The organism is Paenibacillus sp. PK4536, from assembly GCF_028594455.2.
GTDB lineage: Bacteria > Bacillota > Bacilli > Paenibacillales > Paenibacillaceae > Saccharibacillus > Saccharibacillus nuruki.
This window is the reverse complement of record NZ_CP126313.1, coordinates 210,034-234,123: the sequence shown is the minus strand read 5'-3', so window position 1 is coordinate 234,123 and position 24,090 is coordinate 210,034. Positions and strand designations below refer to the sequence as shown.

The window sequence follows — 24,090 nt, the reverse complement described above, 5'->3', positions numbered from 1 at the left end:
ACAATGGAAAACGATGAACAATCAATCAAAGTATTATTAGTCGATGATCATGAGATGGTCCGGATTGGACTTGCAGCTGTATTAGATACAGAAGATGGGATTGAGGTTGTTGGTGAAGCAAGTAACGGAGAAGAAGGTATTCGTCTGGCTCAAGAATATAAGCCTGATGTGATCTTAATGGATCTGGTCATGGACGGTATGGATGGTATTGAGACCACAAGGCGTGTATTGCAGATTAATTCCGACTGTAAAGTGATTGTATTGACTAGCTATTTAGATGACGAAAAAATGTATCCTGTGATTGAAGCAGGTGCGTTTAGTTATTTGCTCAAAACATCCCGTGCTAGTGAAATAGCAGATGCTATTCGTGCGGCTGCCAGAGGACAATCGGTATTAGAATCGCAAGTGGCTTCTAAAATGATGAGTCGTTTTCGTGAACCTCTTGAACGTGCATTACACGAAGAATTAACAGATCGTGAAATGGATGTACTACGTCTATTAGCCAAAGGGAAATCCAATCAGGATATTGCGGATGAATTGATTATTGGGATCAAAACGGTGAAGTTTCATGTGACTAATTTGCTAGCCAAGTTAGGCGTAGAAGATCGTACACAAGCGGCAATCTATGCTTATAAAAATGGACTAGCCGAGTAATTCACCTGTGGATTTAACGTATCAATTTTATTTGGCAAAGATATAAGTACTTCTTATAGTGGTCAGATAGCGATAGATAGGGTAATTATGGTAGAATACGTTTACCACATTACAGATTTTACATAGAAAGTTGAGGAGCTATGACTGAAAAACAAAATCTTGAGACATTGCAGACACCAAGTGCGGTATTTTTCATTTTTGGAGCAACCGGGGATTTGGCAAGACGTAAATTGTTTCCTGCTATTTATAGTTTGTATCGTGAAGGTAAACTTGCAGAGGATTTTGCAGTCATTGGTGTCGCGCGTCGACCGCGTACCAATGAAGAATTTCGGGAAGATCTCCATCAGTCTATCATAGAGTTTTGTCGCTACAAGATCGGAGCCGAAGAAGATTGGAACCGTTTTGCAGAACATTTTGAATATAAATCGTTAGATATTAATAATGTTGCAGGTTTTCAAGAGTTGAAAGAGCAAACTGAAGTGATTGAGACCAAGTATGGTATTCCGGGCAACCGCTTCTTTTTCCTAGCGCTCGCACCTGAGTTATTCGGTAGTGTATCCCTTAACTTACGTGCAGGCGGCATGATGGATGGAACAGGCTGGAATCGTCTTGTGATCGAGAAGCCTTTCGGTTATGATCTTGAATCTGCTCGTAAGCTCAATGCAGAGATTAATGAAGTATTTAAAGAAGATGAAATTTACCGCATCGATCATTATTTAGGTAAAGAAATGGTGCAAAATATCGAAGTGATTCGATTTGCTAATGCGTTCTTTGAGCCGTTATGGAATAATCAACACATTTCTAACATTCAAATTACACTTAGTGAAACGGTTGGTGTAGAAGAACGTGGTGGATATTATGATCATTCAGGGGCTTTACGCGATATGGGACAGAATCATATGCTACAAATGTTAGCGATGATTGCTATGGAACCGCCAAGTCGTCTGCTTCCTGAAGATATTCATGATGAGAAAGTAAAAGTACTTCGTTCACTACGTGCTTATATGACACCTGAAGAAGTGGATAAAAATGTAGTACGTGCTCAATATGGTGAAGGTGAATCCAAAGGTAAAACATTACCGGGTTACCGTCAGGAAGACAAAGTAGATCCTGCGTCTAATACTGAAACGTATTTTGCTGCAAGACTATTTGTAGATAACTTCCGCTGGTCAGGTGTACCTTTCTATATTCGTACGGGTAAACGTCTACCTGTGAAAACGACTGAAATCATTGTCGAATTCAAGCGTACCCCTACGAATGTGTATCTAGGGCAACGTCATAATCTAGAACCTAATCTATTGGTTATTCGTGTAAATCCAATGGAAGGTATCTATATCAAAATTAATGCTAAAAAACCAGGTTCTGATTCTGAAATCCAGCCTTTGGCAATGGACTTCTGTCAAAGTTGTATGATCGGAATTAACTCCCCTGAAGCTTATGAAAGTTTGATCGAAGACGCTGCACAAGGAGATTCAACCTACTTTACCCGTTGGGATGAAGTATCAGCAGCTTGGAGCTTTATTGATCATATTGCGGATGCTTGGGCACAGAATCCTACGGATGTTAAATCATATCCTGCGGGTTCGTGGGGACCTGATGAAACTCATTTATTACTTCAACAAGATGGATATCATTGGTGGCCGGTAAATGGTCAGGATGAAGATGATGTGATCTGGCAGGTTGGAAGTAGCAATTAAATATCATTATTGAGCAGAAAACACTCTTATGAGAGCATTACATAAGAGTGTTTTTGTCGTGAATATGATACAATGGATAAAGCCTATTTTAAGTGATGAAGGGAAAATGATAATGAGTAAAACGATAGATCAAGCTTTACAAAATGAAGTGGACAAACGCAGAACATTTGCGATTATATCTCACCCGGATGCCGGGAAAACAACGTTAACAGAAAAGCTATTGTTATTCGGGGGCGCTATCCGTGAAGCAGGTTCGGTTAAAGCTCGTAAAGCGAACAAACACGCGACAAGTGACTGGATGGCGATTGAGAAGCAACGGGGAATTTCGGTAACTTCTTCAGTAATGCAATTTGATTATAATGGACATCGTATTAATATACTGGATACACCGGGTCACCAAGATTTTAGTGAAGATACGTATCGTACGTTAACTGCAGCAGATGCAGCAGTCATGTTGATTGACGTCGCTAAAGGTGTAGAAGCACAGACGATTAAACTATTTAAAGTATGTGCTCAACGTGGAATTCCGATTTTTACTTTTATTAATAAATTAGACCGTGAAGGACAAAGTCCATTCGAATTGATGGAAGAATTGGAGCAAGTGTTAGGTATTCGTTCTGTACCTATGAACTGGCCGATCGGAATGGGACGCGAACTATCCGGTGTCTATGATCGGATGAAAACACAGGTTGAATTATTTAATGGTAAAGATCATTCTACGATTCAAGTGCAAAAAGTAGAAGATTATCGTGATCCAATTATCAAAGAAATGGCAGGCGAATTTTTATATGATCAGCTTTGTCAGGATATTGAGTTGTTGGATGTAGCGGGTGATCCTTTTGATTATGACAAAGTATTACGTGGTGAATTAACACCGATCTTCTTCGGTAGTGCAGTCAATAACTTTGGTGTACAGACGTTCTTGGAAAACTTCTTAGAACTTGCGCCAAAACCTGAACCACGCCGCAGTACAGTCGGTATGATTGATCCGATGAATGATAAGTTCAGTGGATATGTATTTAAAATTCAAGCGAATATGAATCCTGCTCACCGTGATCGGATTGCCTTTTTACGTGTAGTATCAGGTAAGTTCGAACGTGGGATGAGTGTACGCCATGTACGTGCAGGTAAAGAGATCAAATTAGCACAACCACAGCAATTTTTGGCACAGGATCGTGATATTGTACAAACCGCTTATCCTGGCGATATTGTCGGATTGTTCGATCCGGGTATTTTCCGTATTGGTGATTCTTTAAGTCAGGGTTCTGATATTGTCTTTGACGAATTGCCTACCTTCTCACCTGAAATATTTGCTAAAGTTACCGTGAAAAATGCGCTTAAACACAAGCAATATCAAAAAGGAATCGATCAATTAACTGAAGAAGGTACGATTCAAGTATTTAATACAGTAAGCTTTGATGAAACGATTCTGGGTGTAGTTGGACAACTGCAATTTGAAGTATTTGAATATCGGATGAAAAATGAGTATGGTGTAGATGTACAGCTTCAACGGATGCCATATCAATTTGCGCGTTGGATTGTCACTGATAAAGTGGATGCTTCCAAATTCCGTATTAACTCTACACTGGTTAAAGATAAAAAAGAAAACCATGTGGTTCTGTTTGAAAATGAGTATGCGATGCGTACAGCAATCGATAAAAATCCAGATGCTCAATTTTTGGAAATGGCTCCTTAATATCAAATACAGTATATGCTTATGAAAAGCTTGGAGGTTACAATATGCCTAGAAAGCAGTATGCCATTATCGGCATCGGACGCTTTGGTTCTAGCATTGCCAAAACATTGAGTGAAATGGGCTTTGACGTATTAGCTATTGACTCAGATGAACACCGTATTCAAGAAGTATCCAAAATTGTAACTCAAGCCGTAACAGCTGATTCAACAGATGAAGAAGCTTTGCGCTCACTGGGATTACGTAACTTTGATGTAGTAGTTGTAGCGATTGGAGAAGATATTCAATCGAGTATTCTGACCACATTGATTCTCAAAGAAATGGATATTCCAACGATTCTGGTTAAAGCACAAAATGAACTGCACGGTAAAGTATTAACACGGATCGGTGCAGATAAAGTCATTTTCCCTGAACGTGATATGGGGGTACGGGTAGCTCATCATTTAACATCACCTAATGTACTGGATTATATTGAAATTTCAGAGGAATACAGTATTGTGGAAATGAAAGCATCCGAAGCTATGATCGGCTCTAACTTAAAAGAACTTGATATTCGTGTTCGATATAGCTGTAATGTGATGGCTATCAAACGAGGAAATCAAATGAATATTGCGCCTTCACCGGATGAACGTCTCAAACCGGATGATATTCTTGTGATTGTTGGACAAAAGAATGATCTGCTTAAAATGGAATTAGGTCTGGAAGAATGACCGAAATTCTATCGACCCAGAATGCGAAAGTCAAGGAATGGGCGCAGTTGCTTGAGAAAAAGCATCGGGATAAGCAAGGGAAATTTATAGTAGAAGGTATTCATCTGGTCAGTGAAGTTCTTCGTAGTGATTGGGATATCGACTGTATTGTCTACGATACAGAAAAAGGGATTCCTGCTGAATTGCGTGAAGATATTGATCATTATTCAGGTGGAGCACAGTATATCGCTGTATCCGAAGCAGTACTGTCTAAATGTACCGATACAAAGACACCACAATCTGTTTTTGCAATTGTATACAAACGAAATTCACTTACTGAGCGTTTACTTGAAATCAATCACAGTCTGGTTATGGTATTGGACAATGTTCAAGATCCGGGCAATGTAGGAACGATTATTCGTAGTAGTGATGCGGCAGGAGCAACCGGTATTGTACTCGGTAAAGGTTGTGCGGATCTATATAATCCCAAAACGATTCGTTCGACGATGGGTTCGTTATTTCATTTGCCTGTGATTGAAAGTGATCTCAGTGAACTATTACCTGTTGCCAAGCAAAAAGGGCATCTAGTGCTAAGTACATCGTTACAAGCGAGTCAATCTTGTTATGAGTTTGATTTTACAGCAGGAGCTTGGATCGTGATTGGTAACGAAGGTAAAGGGATATCGGCAGAAGTAGCAGAATTAGTGGATCAGCATATTTTGATTCCGATGCAAGGGCAAGCAGAGTCGCTTAATGCGGCAATGGCATCGACGATCCTTTTATTTGAAGCGATGCGTCAGCGGATATCTTAGTAATCAGATATATAGGCTATAACAAAAAGGAACTTCTCTTATACGATGAAGTTCCTTTTTGTTATAACTATGTTTTCGTATTAGATATGATGGAGCTAATTCTAGTAAAGACTGTGTAAGCCTAACAACTATACTTTTGCAGGTTTTCTCACCAAGCCGATAAAGCACAGCACAGCGAACACTTCTGCGGCCAAAATAACCACACTCATCGGAACAGCAGTGAGTCCACTACCAAGTCCTACTAATGGAGAAGCGGCACCACCTAACAGAAGCGGAAGTAAGCCGAGTAGAGCTGAAGCACTTCCTGCGGCATTACCTTGGCTTTGCATCGCCAGAGAAGTCGACGTAGCGCCTACAGAGCCTACACAAGATACAACAAAGAACAACATCATCGCAATCGGTAACAATCCACCGCCTGCTAGAGCAATAATTAATAACAATAGAGCCGCGGTAAAAGCAATTCCTAGACTGATTTTCAATATAGCCAATTCGCCGTATTTGCCAGATAAACGACCTGCCAATTGAGCGAAAATAATAATGCCCAGACCATTCAAAGCAAAAAATAAACTAAAGCCTTGGGCAGATACACCGAATATCGTCTGCACGACAAAAGGAGAACCTGCAATATAAGCAAACATCGCCGCAGTGATAAATGCTTGGGATAAAGCGAAACCGATAAAATGACGATCTTTTATCAATCGTCCAAATGTACGTAATGTTGAACTCAGTCCACCAGAAGCTTTGCGTTCATTGGATAATGTCTCTGGTAAACCAAACAACACCATAAATAACATGATAGCGCCGATTACCGCAAGTACGACAAAGATGCCTTGCCACGGTACAAATTTGAGTAAAGCACCACCGATAATCGGAGCAGCAATCGGAGCCACTCCATTAATCAACATCAGCAGCGAGAAAAATTTGGTTAATTCATGCCCCGAGTAGAGGTCACGTACGACAGCACGCGAAATTACGATACCAGCGGCTCCTGTAACCCCTTGTATAAAGCGTAGAACAATAAGTAGCCCGATACTTTGAGTTAAAGCACAACACAGCGATGCCACCGTATATAAAATCAATGAAATGATAAGCGGTGTACGTCTACCTTTGACATCACTAAGAGGTCCGACAACTAACTGTCCGAATGCTAGACCTAGCAGACAAGCGGTTAGACTAAGCTGTGCAAGAGAAGCATTGGTATGTAGATGCTCTGCTAGCGTAGGCAGTGCAGGTAAATACATATCGATCGATAATGGAGCAAATGCAGATAATGAACCTAAAATTAAAGCGATCCATAACCGTTTAGAACGAGTTAGAGAATCCGCAGTTAAAGGTGCATGAGATGAAGATTTGTTCATGAATACGTTCATTCCTTTCTGGTAGATCGTTAAGCTGTATACGTGACTTTATTTGGATCTTACTTGATTGATGTTCAGACAACTATGTCTCTTCAATCAGCACAACCGTATTTAGTGTAACCGAATAAAGTACAGCTGGAAAGCCTAATATTTCGGTCTGCACCAATTCGTGTTATAATAAATCCCAAAAGATTGTAACAATCCTGGAATCTAATTACACCCGAGGAAGGAAGGTCAACTATCTTGTCCACTAAAGCCAAACAACCGAAACCTGAATGGATCAAAATCAAGATGACCAATGACAGTAACTATCAGGAAATTAAAAGTATGATGCGTTCCAAAACTCTTCATACCGTCTGTGAGGAAGCGCGTTGTCCCAATATTTATGAGTGCTGGGCAAATCGTACAGCGACTTTTATGATTTTGGGAGATATTTGTACACGTGCTTGCCGTTTTTGCGCAGTCAATACGGGGATGCCTACGGAGCTTGATTTACAAGAACCAGATCGGGTTGCGGAAGCGGCTGAAAATATGGGGCTTCAACATTGTGTAATTACCAGTGTAGCTCGTGATGATTTGAAAGATGGTGGAGCAAATATTTTTGCGGAGACGATTCGTGCGGTTCGCAAGCGTTTGCCACTTTGTAGTGTCGAAGTATTGATCCCTGACTTTATGGGAGATATCGATTCACTAAAAATTGTAATGGATGCTAAACCAGATATTCTGAATCATAATATTGAAACAGTGGAACGGATGTCTGACCGTGTTCGAGCCAGAGCCAAATATCCTCGTTCTATGGAATTGTTACGTAACTCTAAAATACTACAACCTTCGATTCCAACCAAGTCTAGTATTATGCTAGGTGTAGGGGAAGAATGGGATGAAATTTTAAAAACAATGGATGACCTTCGTGCCATGGATTGCGATATTATGACGATTGGACAATATTTACAACCTTCTCCAAAACATTTGGATGTGGCTAAATATTATACTCCTGATGAATTCGCTATTTTAAAAGAAGAAGGATTAAAGCGTGGATTCAGTCATGTTGAGTCTGGTCCGCTTGTCCGTAGTTCCTATCATGCGCATGAACAGGTTCAATCCGCATCGAAGTCGAAGGAAACCTCGACGGTCTAAATGCTGAAAGGCGGGAGAACCTTGATTCAAATCGGCGGTAAAACATACGAGATTATTAAACAGCATCGTGATGGTTGGAATGCAGAAATATTCCGTGAACGATATAGTGAAGTGTTGGATCGGTATGATTATATTCTAGGTGACTGGGGTTATAATCAATTGCGTCTCAAAGGATTTTATCGTGATGGACATCCCAAAGCAGGTAAAGATACTTCTTTATCCAGCTTGACTGAATATATTAATGAATACTGTAACTTTGGCTGTGCTTATTTTGTATTACAAAAAACAAAAGAAGTCGCAGAACCACCCAAGCCAGCGAATGGAGAAAAAGCAGAAAAGCCTGAGAAATCCGAGAAATCGTCAAGAGGGCAAGGAAATCATTCCAAAAAAGACAAACAGGATAAAACAGCAGCTTCCAAAGCAGTTCCTGCGTCTGCTCCAACGCCTGTAGCTCCAGTAGTCCCTGTTGTACAACCTACAGAAGCACCAACGACAATAAGTCCGGTAGAGCCTTCTATAGAGCCTGTTCAACCTTCACCTGTAGAACCACATCCGACAGAGGTTGAAGTGAAACCAAGTGAAGAAAGTTCCAAGTCTTAACTCTTTTATGTATATCAAAAAGCTTCCAAGTCCACTATCACAGTGGCATTTGGAAGCTTTTTTTGATATGGCTAAGTGGTTAGACTTCTGATTGCATCCGTTATCCCAAAAACGATTGACGTACTCGATTCCAAAATGGATAAGGGCGATAACGGGCAAAACTAACTTGATGTTTGGACACCTGACAACGAATCGAAATCAGATCATCAAATGACATATTCAAATGATCCATTGTCAATTGTAGTTTTTGCGGTTTGCGTGAATGAATATCACAATGATGATGTTTTGGTAACATTAAAGAAGATCCAAGTGTACGATAAATCCGGTTATTGATCGAAGCAATCTCAGCGATCTGAAGAGCTTCAATCGTCGGATGTACCATAGCCCCACCAAGCGCTTTGTTATACGCAGTACTTCCTGAAGGGGTCGATACACAAATTCCATCTCCACGGAACATTTCAAAAATCTCATCATTGATATCCACTTGAACCACGACAGTTGTACCATCGGTTCCTTTTAAAGTGAATTCGTTAAGCACGGTATGGTGAGTGGTGCCGCTTTTGGTCTGAATATCCAATTCAATTAATGGATATTTTACAATTTTGGGATGACGATCTGATGTAGAAGACTCGCCTGCCATAAATTTAACCAAATCTGCAAGTTCATCTGCTTTCCAGTCTGCATAAAATCCTAAATGTCCGGTATGAATACCGACAAACGCTACATCTGGAATATGATCAATAAATGTGTGAAAAGCATGAAGCATGGTTCCGTCTCCACCAATAGATACAACGATCTCTGGTGATTCAGCATCTAGCTGAAATCCGCGTTCGGCAGCAAGCTTATGAAATTGCTCACTAAGTTCGATAGATAATTGATCTCCACGATCAAGCACATAGTATCTCAAGTTTGGAAAGCTCCTTTGTCCTTTATCGTTAAATCCTTTGTAAATATACTCACCTTCGATGATAATCAATTCTTGAGCGGAACACAATGTTTAAAGGTAAATCTATTTTAAAATAAATAGCGTTTGGTCATCTTACTGATACATAACCGACATAATGTAGGGTTCTGTAAAGAGTTTGTAATCTAATTGTTAAAGTAAGCGCTTGCAAAAAGGGTTATATTCTCGGAAAAGGTGTGCTAAAATAAAGATATAAATGGTCGTCGGAATTGTCAATGATTGTTAGTACACAATTAGAATGGAGTGATGAACATGACTACAAGCATTCTTGCCGGTATTCTCGTATGTCTATTCGTGTACGTCATTCGTGCTTCCTTTGTTCAATCTGGTGAAGAGGATCGAAGCATGTATTGACTTAGACCGCATGTATTTTTACATTACTTTTTTTATACTATATACATTGATTAGAGACGCTAAAGAAATCTTTAGCGTCTTTTTTATGATATAATTTGAGGCATGACGTATCGAAAGAAAGTTGGCGAGCGATAGTGAAATTTGATCAATCTTTGTATGTATTGCTAGGCGAAGCAGATGGAGTTAGACGCTTAGTTGAAGCCTTTTATCCAAAAGTACAGCGTGATCCGTTAATTGGTCCGCTTTTTCCAGAAGATATCAATCCTGTGATGGAGAAACAATATATGTTTCTTTCGCAATTTTTTGGAGGCCCAGCGCTTTTCTCTGAAGCTTATGGTCATCCGATGATGCGAGCACGTCATATGGGTTTTGAGATTACCGACGAAAAAGCAGATGCCTGGTTAGCCTGTATGAATGAAGCTTTGAAAGAGCTTGAGATTGAAGACGAATTGCGTGTGTTTGTAGTAGATCGTTTATCAGGACCGGCTCATCATTTTGTAAATACGCATTAATTTGATTTGGGGGAAGTGGGTTAGATGGAGGGGACAACAGAGTTAGAGCCGTTATATACGATAAAAATCACCTGTCCGCAGTGTGATGCAGAATTTAAAACCAGTCGTGTACGTCCGAGTATGAAAAGAGCTTCACGGCGTGACTCTGACTTTTGTGCTTATTATCAACAGGAGAATCCTGACTTTTACGTTGTACGCATGTGTCCACATTGCGGGTTTGCTTCAACTGAGAATTCGCAGGCTACACTGACAGATCGTCAACGTGATCTCTATATGGAGCAGATTGGCAATCGGTTAATCAAACGTGATATGGGTGGACATCGTACGAGAGAACAAGCACTGGAAGCTTACAAATTTGCTTTGATGTGTGCACAAGCGATTGGAGATCGGGAACGTATTATTGCTAGCTTTCTTCAGCATATTGCCTGGATTCACCGGTATGGTGGTGAAACCGAGCAAGAACTTCGCTTTCTTCGCTATTGTCTGGATTCTTACATCAAAGTGTATCAGATTGAAAGTGTGAGTGGTGGGGATGCCAAATTGCTATATCTGATTGGTGAACTTCATCGCCGACTTGGGGAATTTAATGAAGCGGTGAAATGGTTCTCGCGTGTTATTCATGATAAACGCATTACAGATTCAGCTATGATCCGAGCTTCTCGTGAACAGTGGGCACTGCTTCGGGAACAAATGTTATCTAAAAATATGGCGCTACCAGACGAAATGAAAGAATCTTAATATAAAAAATAGCGGGCACTCTAAGTAGATATAGAGTGATCCGCTATTATTATATTATTGAGCATACTGCCGATAAGCAGTAATCAATGACGAAGAATCGTGTCTGCTAGCAAATAATCTGAATCGGTATCTAATAAAGTGACTCGATTACTGCAACAAGGGAACACCAGTAATTTTTTTTTGCCTTCTCGAATCGAAATTAATTCTTTCGGTTTGAGCGGTAAAATTATATTTTCTGCCTGACAAAACGGACATTCATGAACATAAATATCATTCATAATAATGTCGTATGGCCAGGTCTGATTAAAAGGAATCATAATTATTCGTTGCCGCCTTTGTCGTCTTCTTTTGCCAGTTCAGCAATTTTTTGAAGCAGGATATGCTTGGGCATATGCATCAGTTGTTCTAATGGTACATTTAGCTTTTCCGCTAGCTTAACTGCGGTATCTGCCGAGATCTGTAGTGGTTGCATAAAGCTTCCCTCCTATCTTGGAATATGATGATTTAGAGTATACTATACTTATACCCACTTGACGATGGGGGAGCTAATCATGAATGGGACAATGGAACGAAAATTCATGATTGTTGATGCATCCATTTGAAATTATAATCAATAATCGGCATACTTGTAGCTACAAGCAAAATAATTAATCATTCCAACATATGTCTATTTACAGGCAGATACAGAAAGGTGTGCTATGATGAACCATCCTATTCAACCTACATGGAATTTAGAAACGATTTTTGCTGGAGGTTCCAGTTCTGAAGAACTGCAATCTTTTTTACAAACGTTATCCCAAGATATTCAAACACTATCTCAACAATTGAATACGATGGAAGCACCTCAACATGTTACTGAAACGGAACGATATGATGCATTACTGGATCAATTGCAAGATACACGTATTCGTTTGCGCGAAGCGTCTTCTTTTGTCGGTTGTCTGAGTGCGCAAGATCAAAGTGATAAAGAAGCGAATCGTCTAGGGTCATTGATTTCAACAATGTCTGCTAATTTACAAGGATTATTTGTACGTTTCCATAGCCTATTGGCGACTACAGCAGATGATATATTTGAGCAATGGATAAGCCGTTCTGAGATTGTTCCGATCGCATTCTATCTGACTGAAAATCGTTCACTGGCCCGTGAGAAAATGACTCCTGAACTGGAAGGATTAGCTCTAGACCTTGGTGTCGATGGTTATCACGGTTGGAGTAAAATGTATGATACGATTGTAAGCCATATCCAGATTCCTTTTGAACAAGATGGTGAAACGATCCTTTTATCCGCAGGACAAGCAGCTAATAAAATGAATGATACGAATCGTGAAGTACGTGAAGAGATGTTCCGTAAATGGGAAGAAGCGTGGGGCAATGCTGAAGATTATTGCGCAGACACTCTTAACCACCTTGCAGGATTCCGTCTCAAATTGTATGAACGTCGTGGCTGGGATCAAGTCTTAAAAGAACCTCTTGCTATTAACCGCATGTCTGATCAAACATTGAATGCAATGTGGGATGTTATTGTTAAAAATAAACCGGTATTCGTCGATTATTTGAAACGAAAAGCACAAATTCTAGGTGTTGATCAATTAAGCTGGAATGATGTCGATGCACCGATCAGTACAGTAGATAGTCATGTTGATTATGATGATGCTGCCAAAATTATCGTGGATCAATTCCGCAAATTTAATCCTGAGATGGCTGACTTTGCAGAACATGCTTTTGAACAGCGCTGGATCGAAGCTGAGGATCGTGCTGGTAAGCGTCCAGGTGGATTCTGTACGTCGTTACCTATGAGTAAAGAAACACGTATCTTTATGACTTACAGTGGCACAGCATCCAACGTATCCACGTTAGCGCATGAGCTAGGACATGGATATCATCAACATGTGATGAATGATTTGCCTGCTTTTAGTCAAGGATATGCGATGAATGTGGCAGAGACAGCATCTACATTTGCTGAAATGATCGTAGCGGATTCTTTAGTCAAACAAGCCCAAAATGACGAAGAAAAAGTTTCTTTGTTAGAAGATAAGATTCAGCGTAGTATTGCATTCTTTATGAATATTCATTCTCGCTTCTTATTTGAAACTCGTTTTTATGAGCAACGTCGGACAGGAACGGTAGGCACAGACGAGCTTAACCGCCTTATGGAAGAAGCGCAACGTGAAGCCTATTGCGATACACTATCTTCATACCACCCGCATTTCTGGGCGTCTAAGCTACATTTTTATATTACAGGTGTTCCTTTCTATAACTATCCGTACACATTCGGTTATATGTTCAGTACAGGTATCTATGCGTTAGCACAACAAGAAGGTGCAAGCTTTGCTGCAAAATATGATGCGTTGTTGCAAGATACCGGACGGATGTCTGTAGAAAAATTGGCTCAAAAACATCTAGGTGTCGATTTGACTCAGCCTGATTTCTGGCAAAATGCTATGAATGTAAGTATTGCGGATGTCGAATTATTTATGAATATGACTGTAGAACAAGTGAAAAAATAATTGGTTAACAATATATACGTAATCGATCCTCATTGATCTATTAAAAACGATATTCATTTTGTATTCTTACTCTCAGAATGCAAGTGGATATCGTTTTTTTAAATTTTTAAATAAACCTAGTAAAATCCAATTATTCTATTAAATAGCGAATGAAAGCGTAGGTAAATATAGGAATAATAATCGAAATTTGTCGAATAGTAGTAAAAAGTACCTAATTGTTAAAAATAGTATTGATCAGACACTAAATAGGTTCTATAATGAGTCAGAAGTCCTAATTTAATATGTTTTTTAGAGAGAGGAAGGGGAAAAAATGCCTAAGAACGATCTAGTTTCTCTTACGAGACAACTCGACATTGTGTTCAAGGAGCTTGAAAACGAGTTAACCCATTTGGATTCTGGAACAGTATTTATTCAGATTCGTAACAACACAGTGGGGAAATTTGGTATTAAACACAATCCAATCGCAGGAAGAAATGGGGAGTGGAACGGTCCAGAAGAAGGATTGAACATGATTCAGATCAAATCGTTTCGACAAATGGCAATTGAATCGCTAAAATTCAAAAACCATTGGACGCATGGGGAAATCAGTTACGAATTTGCTATTCGTAAAGGAATGATTGCGGTCGATACCACGATTGAATCGAACTATAATATGGCTAACCATATGATTCGCTATCCAAGAGCTACATACAGCGAAGTACAATCAGAGTTATCCTAAGTATAGACAAAGCAAGATTACAGCAACATATTCCCATTTTTATGTAGATCATCTGTTTACTGCACTCATACCTTATATTTTTATATCGAACTCTTAAGCACCACGACGTGAATCTGCACGTCACTATATATACGATGAATCTTAAGTAAGAAGGAATAGCAATCTAATAGCAAAACGAAAAAAGATGACTCCGATAAGAGTCACCTAGGCGTGTAGATGTGTATCTCAGGATATGACATCTGCACGTTTTTTCGTTATTACAAAGTTGTTGTGAAGTGGTTAATGTCATCCAAATATTTGCCTTTATTTCAGTTGGGTATATTTTTCGATCACATCGATTTGTAGACTGAATTCAACAGGTTGTTCTGGAGCAACATCAATCAGACCTGTGAAATCTTGTGAATGCGTAGAATTAGCTGCATCCGGTAGCGTCGTATACGGTTCAATACATAGATACTGATCACTTTCACCTTTGGTATACAGTACCCAATATTTGAAATAATCCGGATCAGCTGAATAACGAATACCATAACCATCATCACGTGTTAATTCTGCACTTACCGGACGCTTATCTCCGATTCGAAGCAGATTATCCCAGTTACGATTTGCCATATTCATACCCGTATTGAGTTCTTCCCATTCTTCTAAAGGAACCACTTCGCCAGTAGGAATCTGTTCTGCATCTTGAAGCAGTTGATCGCTCACTGGAATATTTAAGGTCCATCGTTGTGGTTCACCATCTAATAAGAACCACGTATGTAACCCGAATCCAAAGGGAGCAGATGTATCTCCTAGATTGGTAATTTTCATACGTTGCATCAGTGAAGTACCTTGTAATTGTAATGTCATTTCTAATTGAAGTGGAATCGGATATTGACGCATCCAGTTCGGATCATCTGCTGTTAATAATTCGGTCGTAATCGTGCAACCTTCATCATTTTCATCAATATCAGATACACGCCATGCTTGCGTACGATGTAATCCATGAATATGATTATCGTTGGCTGTATTTTGATCGAATTGATAGGTCGTTCCACTGTATTCGAAATGTCCACGACGAATTCGTCCAGGCGGCATCAACATAGGCATCCCAAAGTGATAAGGTTTTTGCAAATAAAAATCAAGATCGCTTTCTTCTGGACGACGCAAAATCTCACGATCTTCTTGTAAGTCGCGAATGCCGATCACATTGTTACCGAGTCTTGGCAGCAACGTAACTTCTAACTGCTGACTTTTCAAAATATATGTGTCATAACCGTTCCATGTTCCTTTGGTTACTTTCATGGCGCTGCTCCCTCTTTCTGCATCGAAATATACATCCATGATAACAGATTTTGAGTCCAATTGGGATTTGACAATGTTACATTTGCCAATTATGATGAGATTCAAGAATACGATGACAGAGAGTAGTAAGCAAAAAGAGCTTCTTCAGAAAGCTGATGGATGATGAGAATCAGCGTAGAACTTTTGCCGAATGGACTTTGGAGTGCTGTGCCCAACCAGACATCTGTGATATGTAGGATGCGTCTGTAGTAGGTAGGTCGGTGGTTCGCCGTTATCCGAACACATTCAAGATTGGAATAAGGAAAATAGAGTGTACGAAGATGCTCTATGTTATTTCGATGAATAAGGGTGGCACCACGGTCACACGTCCCTTGCAGGATGTGGGCTTTTTTTGTTTTCTAAAAAAAGGAGGAACAATAGATGAAAACAGTATTATCGGGTATTCAACCCAGTGGTTCATTAACAATTGGTAACTATATTGGTGCGATGAAAAATTTTGTTGCCCTACAAGAAGATTACAACAGTTACTTTATGGTGGTTGATCTACATGCGATTACAGTAGCGCAAGAACCAGCTGCACTACGTGAAGCTTCAGAATCTGTAGCCGCATTATATTTAGCCGCAGGACTTGATCCGGCAAAAGCTAATATTTTCTTACAATCTCATGTTCCTCAACATGCTGAATTGGGATGGATTATGACTACGCTTGTAGCGATGGGCGAATTAGAGCGAATGACTCAATTCAAAGATAAATCCGAAGGTAAAGATTCAGTGGGCGCAGGATTATTTGTATATCCAGCACTGATGGCGGCTGATATTTTGCTATATAACGCAGATTTAGTTCCTGTGGGTGACGATCAGAAGCAACATTTGGAATTAACACGTGATTTAGCAGGACGATTTAATCACCGATTTGGTGAATATTTTACAGTGCCAGAACCGTTTATTCCTAAAGTGGGTGCACGGATCATGTCACTGGATGATGGTACGAAAAAAATGAGTAAAAGTAATCCCAATGCAGGTAGCTTTATTGCTTTGCTTGATCCACCGGATGTGATTCGCAAAAAGCTCAGTCGGGCCACAACCGATTCGGGTCGTGAAGTGATGTATGATCCGCAGAATAAACCGGAGATCAGCAATCTAATGAGTATTTATTCTCAATTCTCGGGACTTAGTCTGGATGAAATAACAGCTAAATATGAAGGACAAATGTATGGCGGATTCAAAAAAGAATTAGCAGAGGTCGTGGTTGCAGGTCTAGAACCGTTGCAACAACGTTATCATGATATTCGTGAGTCAGGAGAAGTTCATCAAGTTCTCCGCCAGGGTGCAGAAAATGCACAAGCCGCAGCGGAGAAAACATTGATAGCTGTAAAAGAACGCATGGGCTTTTTACCAGCTCAGCGTTAATATACAGGCACATCTGAGGATGCTTTATAGATCAGCTAAATAGTAGGTGTTCCTGATTGACGTTGACGTTTGGCTTTGGTAACAAATCCCCAGCCGATATTACCGATAGCGACAACACCAAGCAATATCGCTAACCATGCTGAATAAGAGATAGCGATTGCACAAAACATTAACAAAACAATAGAAGAGACGGCAAACCACAGCGAAAGACCTTTACTCATGATGGATAGCCTCCTGAATGATATGGTCCGATCAAGCGGACATATGCTTAAATAATTACTACTTTCTATTGTGCCTGAGCATACTATAAGGGTCAAGTCTCATTCTGAAATGAAATACAATATATTACCAATAGTCAGATAAAGTCATACTTGTAAAAGCCTGTGTTTCGATAGAAATGTCGAACAACAGGCTTTTTTAATTTCTAATTGATTATTATTCTCAATTGTGTTGAAATAAGAAAGTGTTATGGAGGATAAACCAATGATTTATGCCGTATAGGAGGTTTGTGCAGATACGATTATGAATAACATGAAAAGCGTACGTGCCAGTTTCTCGTTTCTACTCGCACTGATTGTGTTGGTGCTATCGATATTTATCGCTGTCTCTTATGGAGCTAAAGAATTAACGATGGGAACAGTCTGGGATGCTGTATTTCATTATGATACAACCGTTACTGCTCACCAAATTGTGTATGATATCCGATTGCCACGTGTATTGGGCGCTGTGTTTGTAGGGATAGCTTTTGCTGTTGCTGGTGCTTTGATGCAAGGGGTCACACGTAATCCGATGGCCGATACGGGGATACTGGGAGTAAATGCTGGTGCAGCGTTTGTAGTGGCATTATGTTTTGCTTTTTTACCTCAATTATCGTATTCGTATCTGATGTTATTTTCGTTTGTAGGAGCAGCAATAACTACCCTACTGATTGTAGTGTTGGCTTCATTTACACCAGGGGGACTGAACTCATTAAAGCTTACGGTTGCAGGTGCAGTGATAGCGGCGATGCTGCATTCATTAAGTACAGGGATTGCGCTTTATTTTGGATTGAGTCAAGATCTGGCTTTCTGGTATGCAGGGGGTGTGTCCGGTGTAACATGGGAACATCTTCATCTATTGATTCCGATTGTATTGATTATGATGATCTGGAGTATCACAATGGGACGTTCGATTAGCTTTCTAGCACTTGGGGATGAGACCGCTACGAATCTAGGGGTACGTACGACATCTGTAAAAGTCATGGCGATGATCGCAGCTGTTATATTAGCGGGTTCTTCTGTAGCTGTTGCAGGGTCGATTAGTTTTGTAGGATTAGTGATTCCTCATATAGCACGGCGCTGGATAGGGGTAGATTACCGATTGGTGATTCCGTTATCTGCTTTGTTAGGAGCGATTTTGCTAGTATGGGCAGATTTTGCTTCACGAATGGTAAGTCCTCCACAAGAATTTGCGATTGGTGCTATGGTGGCTTTGGTTGGTGTGCCGTTCTTTCTTTATTTAGCACGTAAAGAAGGAAGGGGGTTATAAGGATGGATATTCAGCAGTTAAATGTTCGCAAACAACGTCGTGCGATCTGGATCACAGGTTTGATGGTGGTCATAGCGATCGTAATCGTCTTAATTAGTCTCAATACAGGCTCTATTAGATTATCCCCGTTACGTGTGATGTGGACATGGCTAGGACAAGGATCAACCGTCGAAAATTTGATTATGTTTCAGTATCGTCTGCCACGTATTCTGATTACGATTTTAGCAGGTATTGGTCTTGGTGTTGCTGGAGCTGTTCTTCAAGGAGTCTCTCGTAATTCTCTGGCTGATCCCGGGATATTAGGCATTAATGCAGGAGCAGGATTTGGATTGATCATTTTTGTGTCTTTTTTTCGTACGATGGAAGGGCCAATAGCTTTATTGATTCCTCTGTTCACATTTGGCGGAGGTGTATTGATTGCGCTAGTGATCTTTATGTTATCGTATGACAGACAGCGAGGATTACTTCCGATTCGCTTAATTTTAGTAGGAATAGCTGTTGCCGCTGGCGTAAGTGCGATTACATTATTATTGTCTTTGAAATTAGATCCAGATACCTATGCTTTTGCAGCAACATGGTTAGCTGGAAGTGTATGGGGCAGAGAATGGGTGAATGTGTGGGCGTTACTTCCATGGATCGCATTATTTGTCCCATGGGTGTATCTACGATCCAGAACATTAGATATGTTCGTTTTGGGTGATGAGATTGCAGCCAGTCTAGGGAACTCTACCACCAGAAGCCGAATAGTCCTTCTATTATTGGCTGTTGGGTTGGCTAGTTCCAGTGTTGCTATGGTAGGTTCGATTGGATTTATCGGATTAATTGCTCCGCATATTGCAAGACAGTTAGTAGGTGCTCGTCATCAACACTTTGTTCCGGTAGCGGCAATGATCGGGATGATCATGTTGCTTAGTGCCGATACGATAGGGCGCTCGATTTTCCAACCGAACTTTGTACCCGCGGGTGTGGTGGTAGCATTGATTGGTGGACCTTATTTTATTTATATTTTATTTAAAAAAACAGTCTGAATGATATAACGGAGGCAATACAGTATGAAAATAAAAAATAGTCTAGTTATGATGAGCTTAGTATTTATGATCGTTTTATTAGTAGCATGTGGACAACCTGCGGCTTCAATAACGTCTACATTATCTACATCATCTTCCTCAGGTATGGTCAAAGAAGAAAATGGTGTGATTATACATGATGCCAAAGCCAAAGTCGCTTCGATGTCGATTCATATTACCAATAACTTGCTGGCTTTGGGGATTCAACCTGTAGGTTCAGTAATCGGTGGAGATGTGAAAGACTTTTTACCGCATGTTGCTGATCAATTAAAAGGAACGCAAAAGTTAGGTGTAGTGACTGATCCGGATATGGAAGCACTGCTTGCGCTTCAACCGGATGTAATCTATATTGATAAAGAATATTCAAGTAAAGACCTTGCCAAATTTGAACAAATAGCACCGACTATTGTGATCGATATGGATCAAGGAACATGGCAAGATCAATTGAAAGAAATAGCTACTCATATAGGGCTTGAGAAAAAAGCAGATACGTTTATTGCAGACTACGATACAAAAGCAGCACAAGTCAGCACATTGATTCATAGCCGATTAGGAGCAGATGCAAAAGTGATGGCGATTCGAATGACTCCTAAAGAATTGCGTGTGATGAGTACAGCACGTCCACTAGGACCGATTATGTTCGAAGATCTAAAGCTTCAGATGGCAGATGGTATCGATAAAATCTCCAAAGACGAGCCATATCAAGTCATTTCCAAAGAAGTATTACCTGATTTCAATGCTGATGCGATCTTCGTTATTATTAGTAAAGGTAATGATGCTCAGACGAACTTTGATGAATTGGAAAAAAATCCATTGTGGCTTAATCTTAAAGCTGTGAAAAATAAACATGTCTATGTATTGGATGGACAGAAGTGGCTCGATTATTCTTCTCTCGGTCAGCAAATGGCGCTTGAAGATGCCACTCAACTATTTAGTAAATAATGAGCAGATATAGTTTATAAAAAAATATAAAAGAAACCCCTGATCGGTATAGCGTACACAGCATGTTCGGCTGATGTCGCTATACACCTGATCAAGGGTTCTTTTTGTTAAAGTGATATAGGTTTGGATTTCATTAACTGATATGAAGACCTAGACGATCATTCATTTTGTCAGGGCTTAACCAGCCTACATAAGAATCGATGGCATTGTAATGATGATCCATCACAACTACACCAACAAACGGATATTGACGACGGTGACGATAACGAACATCTGCCCAACGTACAATATAACCCGTTGCTGTTTCTTCTACTTCAGAAACGGTATACGATGAAAAATAAAGCAATGCCTTAATATCACGATGTTTGCGAGAAGCTTCAATAGCCGGGTGATCCATTGACTCAATATAGTCTGCCCAGATCAAACGGTCTGGACTGTACCATCCCATTCGATAACTGCCATCTTTTTTGGCATGAACCACATGCCAGCGACGTAAAGAAATCGTCGGAATCAATATATAATGTCCATCCGGTTCAGGAGAACGTCCATTTTCGATATCTAATTCTTCTACTTTTTTCGTTAAAATAAAATGAGTGGCAGTACGCCATACATAATAGAGTGCAATCACTACATAAAGGGTAATAAATAATGGAGCAGGTGCAACTAAACCTGTGATCCACAATAACAGAGCAAGGATATGCGTACTGAAGATAAACGGATCAAAAATATTAATAATATTCCACGATATCCACTTATCACTAAACGGTCTGACCGCTTGTGTACCATACGTATTAAATAGATCGGTAAACACATGAACCATCACCGCAATAGCCGTCCAGAGCAGAATGTGCCCGATACCTGCGGGATGAATCAGCAAGGATGTACCTACACCAATCAATAATATCCATAACGCCATAAAAGGAAGGGAGTGTGACATTCCCCGATGATTACGAATATAAGTAGCATTGTCTTTAAATCTCAAAACCGTATCAAAATCGGGTGCTTGTGAACCTACAATCGTCGCCACCATAACCGCGATAGCTAATCTTGGATCAGAAGCGACAACGGGATCAACATAAGCAAGCCCGGCAAGCCCGAATCCCATAGCAAAATGGGTAGCAGTATCCATTACAAATTCTCTCCTTTAGCGCTTGGCAATTAAAGCGCGACATCTTCTAGTGCAGTCAAACGTGATTTTTGCAAAGCAAAATATCTTACGATAAGCGCTTGGCAATTAAAGCGCGACATCTTCTAGTGCGGTAAAAAAGATCCATCTTTTATTGATATCGGCAACATTATCGAATGGATTATAGCTATTTTACATGATATACGTAATAATTGCCTGTTCAGATTATGATAAACCAATTGCAAAAAGATGAATCTTAGTTAGCTCATTTGATAACAAAATGCGCTTGCCAAAGTAAGCGCTGGGGAGGAACTTATCAACGTGGACAATCCATTCAGTCAACCTACTCCTTCAGAGGCTACAACAGTCTCTACAGAACCTGCTCTTCCAGATCAACCAGTGACCTGGAGAGACTTTGTGACATTAGCGAAGCCCGGGATTTTAAGATCTAATCTGATCGCTACATTTGGTGGGTTTTGGTTAGCGTCCGGCTGGGATGTCAATTATATTCATTTAATATGGACATTGCTGGGAACCATGTTGGTCATGGCATCTTCCTGTGTATTTAACAATTATTTTGATCGTGACCTCGATACCAAAATGACACGTACCCAAGACCGTGTGCTAGCAACACGCCGCGTCTCGCCTCATATCGTGCTTTGGTATGCGATCATATTAGGCGTACTTGGAATTGCTGTACTGACATTATTTGCAGGATTACTGGCAGTAGCATTCGGTATACTTGGAATGTTTGTCTATGTGGTGCTCTATACGTTATGGTTAAAACGTTCATCGACATGGAGCACCTCACTTGGTGGTATATCAGGAGCAATGCCACCGGTTATTGGTTATGTAGCCGTTACACATCAAGTGGATCTAGGAGCATGGTTATTATTTGCAATGTTATTCTTATGGCAACCTCCTCATTTTTGGGCACTCGGGATTCGTCGTGTAGAAGAATACCGTGCCGCAGGATTTCCACTTTTACCTGTTGTCAAAGGTATTAAACGCACAAAGTATCAAATGCTTCCTTATATTGCACTGTTGATTCCTATTCCTATCTTGATGTATGTCTACAATTATACAGGTATTATTTTTATGATCGTCTCGCTTGTTTTATCTGTACTATGGTTCGGGATGGCAGTCGCAGGATTTAAAAAACAAGATAATGATAAATGGGCGAAAACGGCTTTTATTTTTTCCATTAATTATTTGACGATTAGCTTTATTATGATGATTATAGATACCGTTCATCACTCCTAAACATGTATTAAAATCATAAAAAAGAACACCACAAGAGGAATATCTCTATGCGGTGTTCTTTTAATATAGGATGGGATAAATAATGTATTCTTCTAAGCCTGCTTTCTCTAATTGAGCCACTAGATATTCATCCGGTGTGCCTTCAACCCCTGCATAACCTCGCCGGGTATACATATGAACAGCATCCGGGAAAGTATCACGTAACACACCACGAATTTTTTTGCCTGCGGGGTCATTGTCCATAAATAAGTAAACTTCATCATGCCCGATTTGTTTGCGAAGTTTTTCTAACTTTAAGGCGTTAAGTGTTCCAAATGTGCATTCGATCTTTACATCTTCTTTTAACAATCGACGTAATCGACTACGATCATTTTTACCTTCAACAATAATATACATCGTATCGTTCTCCTTCCATTTATTATAATATATTCGAAGTGGATGTTATAAAAGTGATGATATCGGGCGTTTGCTGACATATCGTCTATACATCTTGTATAATGAACAAAGGTTATCAGGTAGGGTATGTATTATTACACAAATGGATTCATCATGAAAAATGAAAGTTGGAGGTTATATGTATGGATTGGCAAGTATGGGGCGAGTTTTTTAAACAAAATTGGCTAATCATTTTGGTTGCCTTAATTATACTCTTTCTCGTTATTAATCTGGTCAAAACGGTGATCAAATGGTTGATTGTTATTATTATTGCTGTAGCTTTATTTATATACAGCGGGATTTCAATGGATCAAATTAAAGATACGGTATCTGGAGTAACGGAACAGACGATTTCAGCATTACAACAAGAAGCAACAGAAGTGATGAAAAAAGAAGCCGCTGATGCGAAGTTTGAAAAAAATCAAGATGGCAGCTATACGATTCGTACCACTAATCTTCAAGTGCTAGGAACGCCTGGCAAAAATACAGTGGGTGTTACTTTCCGTGGTGTGTCTTTAGGGGAATGGGATGTGAAGGGAACGATGAAATCTTTTATTGATGAAGCTAAATCGAACGCTGGCACATCAGGTAACCCTTCTTAAA

At 39.9% G+C, this 24,090-nt stretch carries 25 protein-coding genes and 1 other annotated feature; of the genes, 17 read left to right on the top strand and 8 right to left on the bottom strand.

Annotated features, from left to right (window positions below; all coding sequences use genetic code 11):
* Window positions 1–3: 3 nt before the first annotated feature.
* The 5 genes from PO903_RS01125 to PO903_RS01105 all read left to right on the top strand — a co-directional run bounded on the left by PO903_RS01125 (window position 4) and on the right by PO903_RS01105 (window position 5,545).
* Window positions 4–654, top strand: a complete 651-nt coding sequence (locus PO903_RS01125; protein WP_069328886.1) for a response regulator — start codon at window positions 4–6, stop codon at window positions 652–654.
* Between the two features lie 140 nt (window positions 655–794).
* Window positions 795–2,351, top strand: a complete 1,557-nt coding sequence (gene zwf, locus PO903_RS01120) for a glucose-6-phosphate dehydrogenase (RefSeq protein WP_069328887.1) — start codon at window positions 795–797, stop codon at window positions 2,349–2,351.
* Window positions 2,352–2,463: 112 nt separating this feature from the next.
* Entirely contained in the window at window positions 2,464–4,047 is a 1,584-nt protein-coding gene (locus PO903_RS01115; RefSeq protein ID WP_069328888.1) for a peptide chain release factor 3, read from the top strand.
* On the top strand, window positions 4,047–4,754 hold the full coding sequence (locus tag PO903_RS01110) for a potassium channel family protein (RefSeq protein WP_273594607.1): 708 nt from the start codon (window positions 4,047–4,049) through the stop codon (window positions 4,752–4,754). Before PO903_RS01115 ends, PO903_RS01110 begins: the two co-directional genes overlap by 1 nt.
* On the top strand, window positions 4,751–5,545 hold the full coding sequence (locus PO903_RS01105; protein WP_273592406.1) for a TrmH family RNA methyltransferase: 795 nt from the start codon (window positions 4,751–4,753) through the stop codon (window positions 5,543–5,545). The genes PO903_RS01110 and PO903_RS01105 overlap by 4 nt, the downstream gene beginning before the upstream one ends.
* A gap of 128 nt (window positions 5,546–5,673) precedes the next feature.
* Here the strand turns inward: PO903_RS01105 and PO903_RS01100 are convergent, their stop codons facing one another.
* Complete coding sequence (locus PO903_RS01100) at window positions 5,674–6,903, bottom strand: multidrug effflux MFS transporter (protein WP_273592405.1); 1,230 nt, start codon at window positions 6,901–6,903, stop codon at window positions 5,674–5,676.
* A 243-nt stretch (window positions 6,904–7,146) separates the two neighbouring features.
* On the opposite strand from PO903_RS01100, the gene lipA reads away from it, so the two are divergent.
* Window positions 7,147–8,040, top strand: a complete 894-nt coding sequence (lipA, locus tag PO903_RS01095; RefSeq protein WP_083243598.1) for a lipoyl synthase — start codon at window positions 7,147–7,149, stop codon at window positions 8,038–8,040.
* A 21-nt stretch (window positions 8,041–8,061) separates the two neighbouring features.
* Window positions 8,062–8,640 (top strand): YutD family protein, encoded by a 579-nt coding sequence (locus PO903_RS01090; protein ID WP_273592404.1) that lies wholly within the window; start codon window positions 8,062–8,064, stop codon window positions 8,638–8,640.
* 100 nt (window positions 8,641–8,740) lie between these two features.
* Here the strand turns inward: PO903_RS01090 and PO903_RS01085 are convergent, their stop codons facing one another.
* Entirely contained in the window at window positions 8,741–9,547 is an 807-nt protein-coding gene (locus tag PO903_RS01085) for an NAD kinase (protein ID WP_137223811.1), read from the bottom strand.
* 545 nt (window positions 9,548–10,092) lie between these two features.
* On the opposite strand from PO903_RS01085, the gene PO903_RS01080 reads away from it, so the two are divergent.
* Both PO903_RS01080 and PO903_RS01075 read left to right on the top strand, forming a co-directional pair.
* On the top strand, window positions 10,093–10,470 hold the full coding sequence (locus PO903_RS01080) for a globin domain-containing protein (protein WP_069328893.1): 378 nt from the start codon (window positions 10,093–10,095) through the stop codon (window positions 10,468–10,470).
* A 24-nt stretch (window positions 10,471–10,494) separates the two neighbouring features.
* A complete protein-coding gene (locus PO903_RS01075; RefSeq protein ID WP_069328894.1) occupies window positions 10,495–11,208 on the top strand; it encodes a DUF2225 domain-containing protein in 714 nt (237 codons plus the stop codon).
* An 83-nt stretch (window positions 11,209–11,291) separates the two neighbouring features.
* Here the strand turns inward: PO903_RS01075 and PO903_RS01070 are convergent, their stop codons facing one another.
* Both PO903_RS01070 and PO903_RS01065 read right to left on the bottom strand, forming a co-directional pair.
* On the bottom strand, window positions 11,292–11,525 hold the full coding sequence (locus PO903_RS01070; RefSeq protein ID WP_069328895.1) for a hypothetical protein: 234 nt from the start codon (window positions 11,523–11,525) through the stop codon (window positions 11,292–11,294).
* A 2-nt stretch (window positions 11,526–11,527) separates the two neighbouring features.
* A complete protein-coding gene (locus PO903_RS01065; protein ID WP_069328896.1) occupies window positions 11,528–11,680 on the bottom strand; it encodes a YycC family protein in 153 nt (50 codons plus the stop codon).
* 229 nt (window positions 11,681–11,909) lie between these two features.
* Between PO903_RS01065 and PO903_RS01060 the strand changes: the two genes are divergently transcribed.
* Together PO903_RS01060 and PO903_RS01055 are read left to right on the top strand one after the other, a co-directional pair.
* Window positions 11,910–13,715, top strand: a complete 1,806-nt coding sequence (locus PO903_RS01060) for a M3 family oligoendopeptidase (RefSeq protein WP_273592403.1) — start codon at window positions 11,910–11,912, stop codon at window positions 13,713–13,715.
* Between the two features lie 310 nt (window positions 13,716–14,025).
* Window positions 14,026–14,433 (top strand): O-methyltransferase, encoded by a 408-nt coding sequence (locus PO903_RS01055; protein ID WP_069328898.1) that lies wholly within the window; start codon window positions 14,026–14,028, stop codon window positions 14,431–14,433.
* Window positions 14,434–14,736: 303 nt separating this feature from the next.
* Here PO903_RS01055 and PO903_RS01050 read toward each other — a convergent pair whose 3' ends face one another.
* The gene (locus PO903_RS01050; protein WP_137223807.1) at window positions 14,737–15,717 is read right to left on the bottom strand and encodes an aldose 1-epimerase; all 981 of its coding nucleotides are present in this window, start codon (window positions 15,715–15,717) and stop codon (window positions 14,737–14,739) included.
* A 103-nt stretch (window positions 15,718–15,820) separates the two neighbouring features.
* Window positions 15,821–16,092 (top strand) — a binding site (T-box leader).
* Between the two features lie 45 nt (window positions 16,093–16,137).
* Here PO903_RS01050 and trpS point away from each other — a divergent pair.
* Window positions 16,138–17,127 carry a tryptophan--tRNA ligase gene (trpS, locus tag PO903_RS01045; RefSeq protein ID WP_069328900.1) on the top strand — a complete coding sequence of 330 codons (990 nt, stop codon included), beginning with the start codon at window positions 16,138–16,140 and terminating at the stop codon, window positions 17,125–17,127.
* Between the two features lie 35 nt (window positions 17,128–17,162).
* Here the strand turns inward: trpS and PO903_RS01040 are convergent, their stop codons facing one another.
* Complete coding sequence (locus tag PO903_RS01040) at window positions 17,163–17,348, bottom strand: hypothetical protein (RefSeq protein WP_069328901.1); 186 nt, start codon at window positions 17,346–17,348, stop codon at window positions 17,163–17,165.
* A gap of 301 nt (window positions 17,349–17,649) precedes the next feature.
* On the opposite strand from PO903_RS01040, the gene PO903_RS01035 reads away from it, so the two are divergent.
* The 3 genes from PO903_RS01035 to PO903_RS01025 are packed head-to-tail and all read left to right on the top strand — an operon-like array spanning window position 17,650 to window position 20,663.
* The gene (locus PO903_RS01035; RefSeq protein ID WP_273592402.1) at window positions 17,650–18,654 is read left to right on the top strand and encodes a FecCD family ABC transporter permease; all 1,005 of its coding nucleotides are present in this window, start codon (window positions 17,650–17,652) and stop codon (window positions 18,652–18,654) included.
* Window positions 18,655–18,656: 2 nt separating this feature from the next.
* Complete coding sequence (locus tag PO903_RS01030; RefSeq protein WP_137223803.1) at window positions 18,657–19,682, top strand: FecCD family ABC transporter permease; 1,026 nt, start codon at window positions 18,657–18,659, stop codon at window positions 19,680–19,682.
* A gap of 30 nt (window positions 19,683–19,712) precedes the next feature.
* The gene (locus PO903_RS01025) at window positions 19,713–20,663 is read left to right on the top strand and encodes an ABC transporter substrate-binding protein (protein WP_502921678.1); all 951 of its coding nucleotides are present in this window, start codon (window positions 19,713–19,715) and stop codon (window positions 20,661–20,663) included.
* Window positions 20,664–20,796: 133 nt separating this feature from the next.
* Here the strand turns inward: PO903_RS01025 and PO903_RS01020 are convergent, their stop codons facing one another.
* Complete coding sequence (locus PO903_RS01020) at window positions 20,797–21,792, bottom strand: metal-dependent hydrolase (RefSeq protein WP_273592400.1); 996 nt, start codon at window positions 21,790–21,792, stop codon at window positions 20,797–20,799.
* A 318-nt stretch (window positions 21,793–22,110) separates the two neighbouring features.
* Here PO903_RS01020 and cyoE point away from each other — a divergent pair, with 318 nt between their 5' ends.
* Window positions 22,111–23,052, top strand: coding sequence for a heme o synthase (gene cyoE / locus PO903_RS01015; protein ID WP_273592399.1), 942 nt, complete (start codon window positions 22,111–22,113; stop codon window positions 23,050–23,052).
* Window positions 23,053–23,112: 60 nt separating this feature from the next.
* Here cyoE and PO903_RS01010 read toward each other — a convergent pair whose 3' ends face one another.
* Complete coding sequence (locus tag PO903_RS01010; RefSeq protein ID WP_273592398.1) at window positions 23,113–23,448, bottom strand: toprim domain-containing protein; 336 nt, start codon at window positions 23,446–23,448, stop codon at window positions 23,113–23,115.
* A 182-nt stretch (window positions 23,449–23,630) separates the two neighbouring features.
* On the opposite strand from PO903_RS01010, the gene PO903_RS01005 reads away from it, so the two are divergent.
* The gene (locus PO903_RS01005) at window positions 23,631–24,089 is read left to right on the top strand and encodes an ATPase (protein WP_069326199.1); all 459 of its coding nucleotides are present in this window, start codon (window positions 23,631–23,633) and stop codon (window positions 24,087–24,089) included.
* Window position 24,090: the final 1 nt, after the last annotated feature.

Coding starts and splice junctions, on each gene's coding strand:
- zwf (WP_069328887.1), top strand. CDS start 795: ATGACTGAAAAACAAAATCTTGAGACATTGCAGACACCAAGTGCGGTA.
- PO903_RS01125 (WP_069328886.1), top strand. CDS start 4: ATGGAAAACGATGAACAATCAATCAAAGTATTATTAGTCGATGATCAT.
- PO903_RS01020 (WP_273592400.1), bottom strand. CDS start 21,792: ATGGATACTGCTACCCATTTTGCTATGGGATTCGGGCTTGCCGGGCTT.
- PO903_RS01070 (WP_069328895.1), bottom strand. CDS start 11,525: ATGATTCCTTTTAATCAGACCTGGCCATACGACATTATTATGAATGAT.
- PO903_RS01075 (WP_069328894.1), top strand. CDS start 10,495: ATGGAGGGGACAACAGAGTTAGAGCCGTTATATACGATAAAAATCACC.
- PO903_RS01100 (WP_273592405.1), bottom strand. CDS start 6,903: ATGAACAAATCTTCATCTCATGCACCTTTAACTGCGGATTCTCTAACT.
- PO903_RS01050 (WP_137223807.1), bottom strand. CDS start 15,717: ATGAAAGTAACCAAAGGAACATGGAACGGTTATGACACATATATTTTG.
- PO903_RS01030 (WP_137223803.1), top strand. CDS start 18,657: ATGGATATTCAGCAGTTAAATGTTCGCAAACAACGTCGTGCGATCTGG.
- PO903_RS01105 (WP_273592406.1), top strand. CDS start 4,751: ATGACCGAAATTCTATCGACCCAGAATGCGAAAGTCAAGGAATGGGCG.
- PO903_RS01010 (WP_273592398.1), bottom strand. CDS start 23,448: ATGTATATTATTGTTGAAGGTAAAAATGATCGTAGTCGATTACGTCGA.
- PO903_RS01060 (WP_273592403.1), top strand. CDS start 11,910: ATGAACCATCCTATTCAACCTACATGGAATTTAGAAACGATTTTTGCT.
- trpS (WP_069328900.1), top strand. CDS start 16,138: ATGAAAACAGTATTATCGGGTATTCAACCCAGTGGTTCATTAACAATT.
- PO903_RS01005 (WP_069326199.1), top strand. CDS start 23,631: ATGGATTGGCAAGTATGGGGCGAGTTTTTTAAACAAAATTGGCTAATC.
- PO903_RS01055 (WP_069328898.1), top strand. CDS start 14,026: ATGCCTAAGAACGATCTAGTTTCTCTTACGAGACAACTCGACATTGTG.
- PO903_RS01040 (WP_069328901.1), bottom strand. CDS start 17,348: ATGAGTAAAGGTCTTTCGCTGTGGTTTGCCGTCTCTTCTATTGTTTTG.
- PO903_RS01065 (WP_069328896.1), bottom strand. CDS start 11,680: ATGCAACCACTACAGATCTCGGCAGATACCGCAGTTAAGCTAGCGGAA.
- PO903_RS01035 (WP_273592402.1), top strand. CDS start 17,650: ATGAATAACATGAAAAGCGTACGTGCCAGTTTCTCGTTTCTACTCGCA.
- PO903_RS01115 (WP_069328888.1), top strand. CDS start 2,464: ATGAGTAAAACGATAGATCAAGCTTTACAAAATGAAGTGGACAAACGC.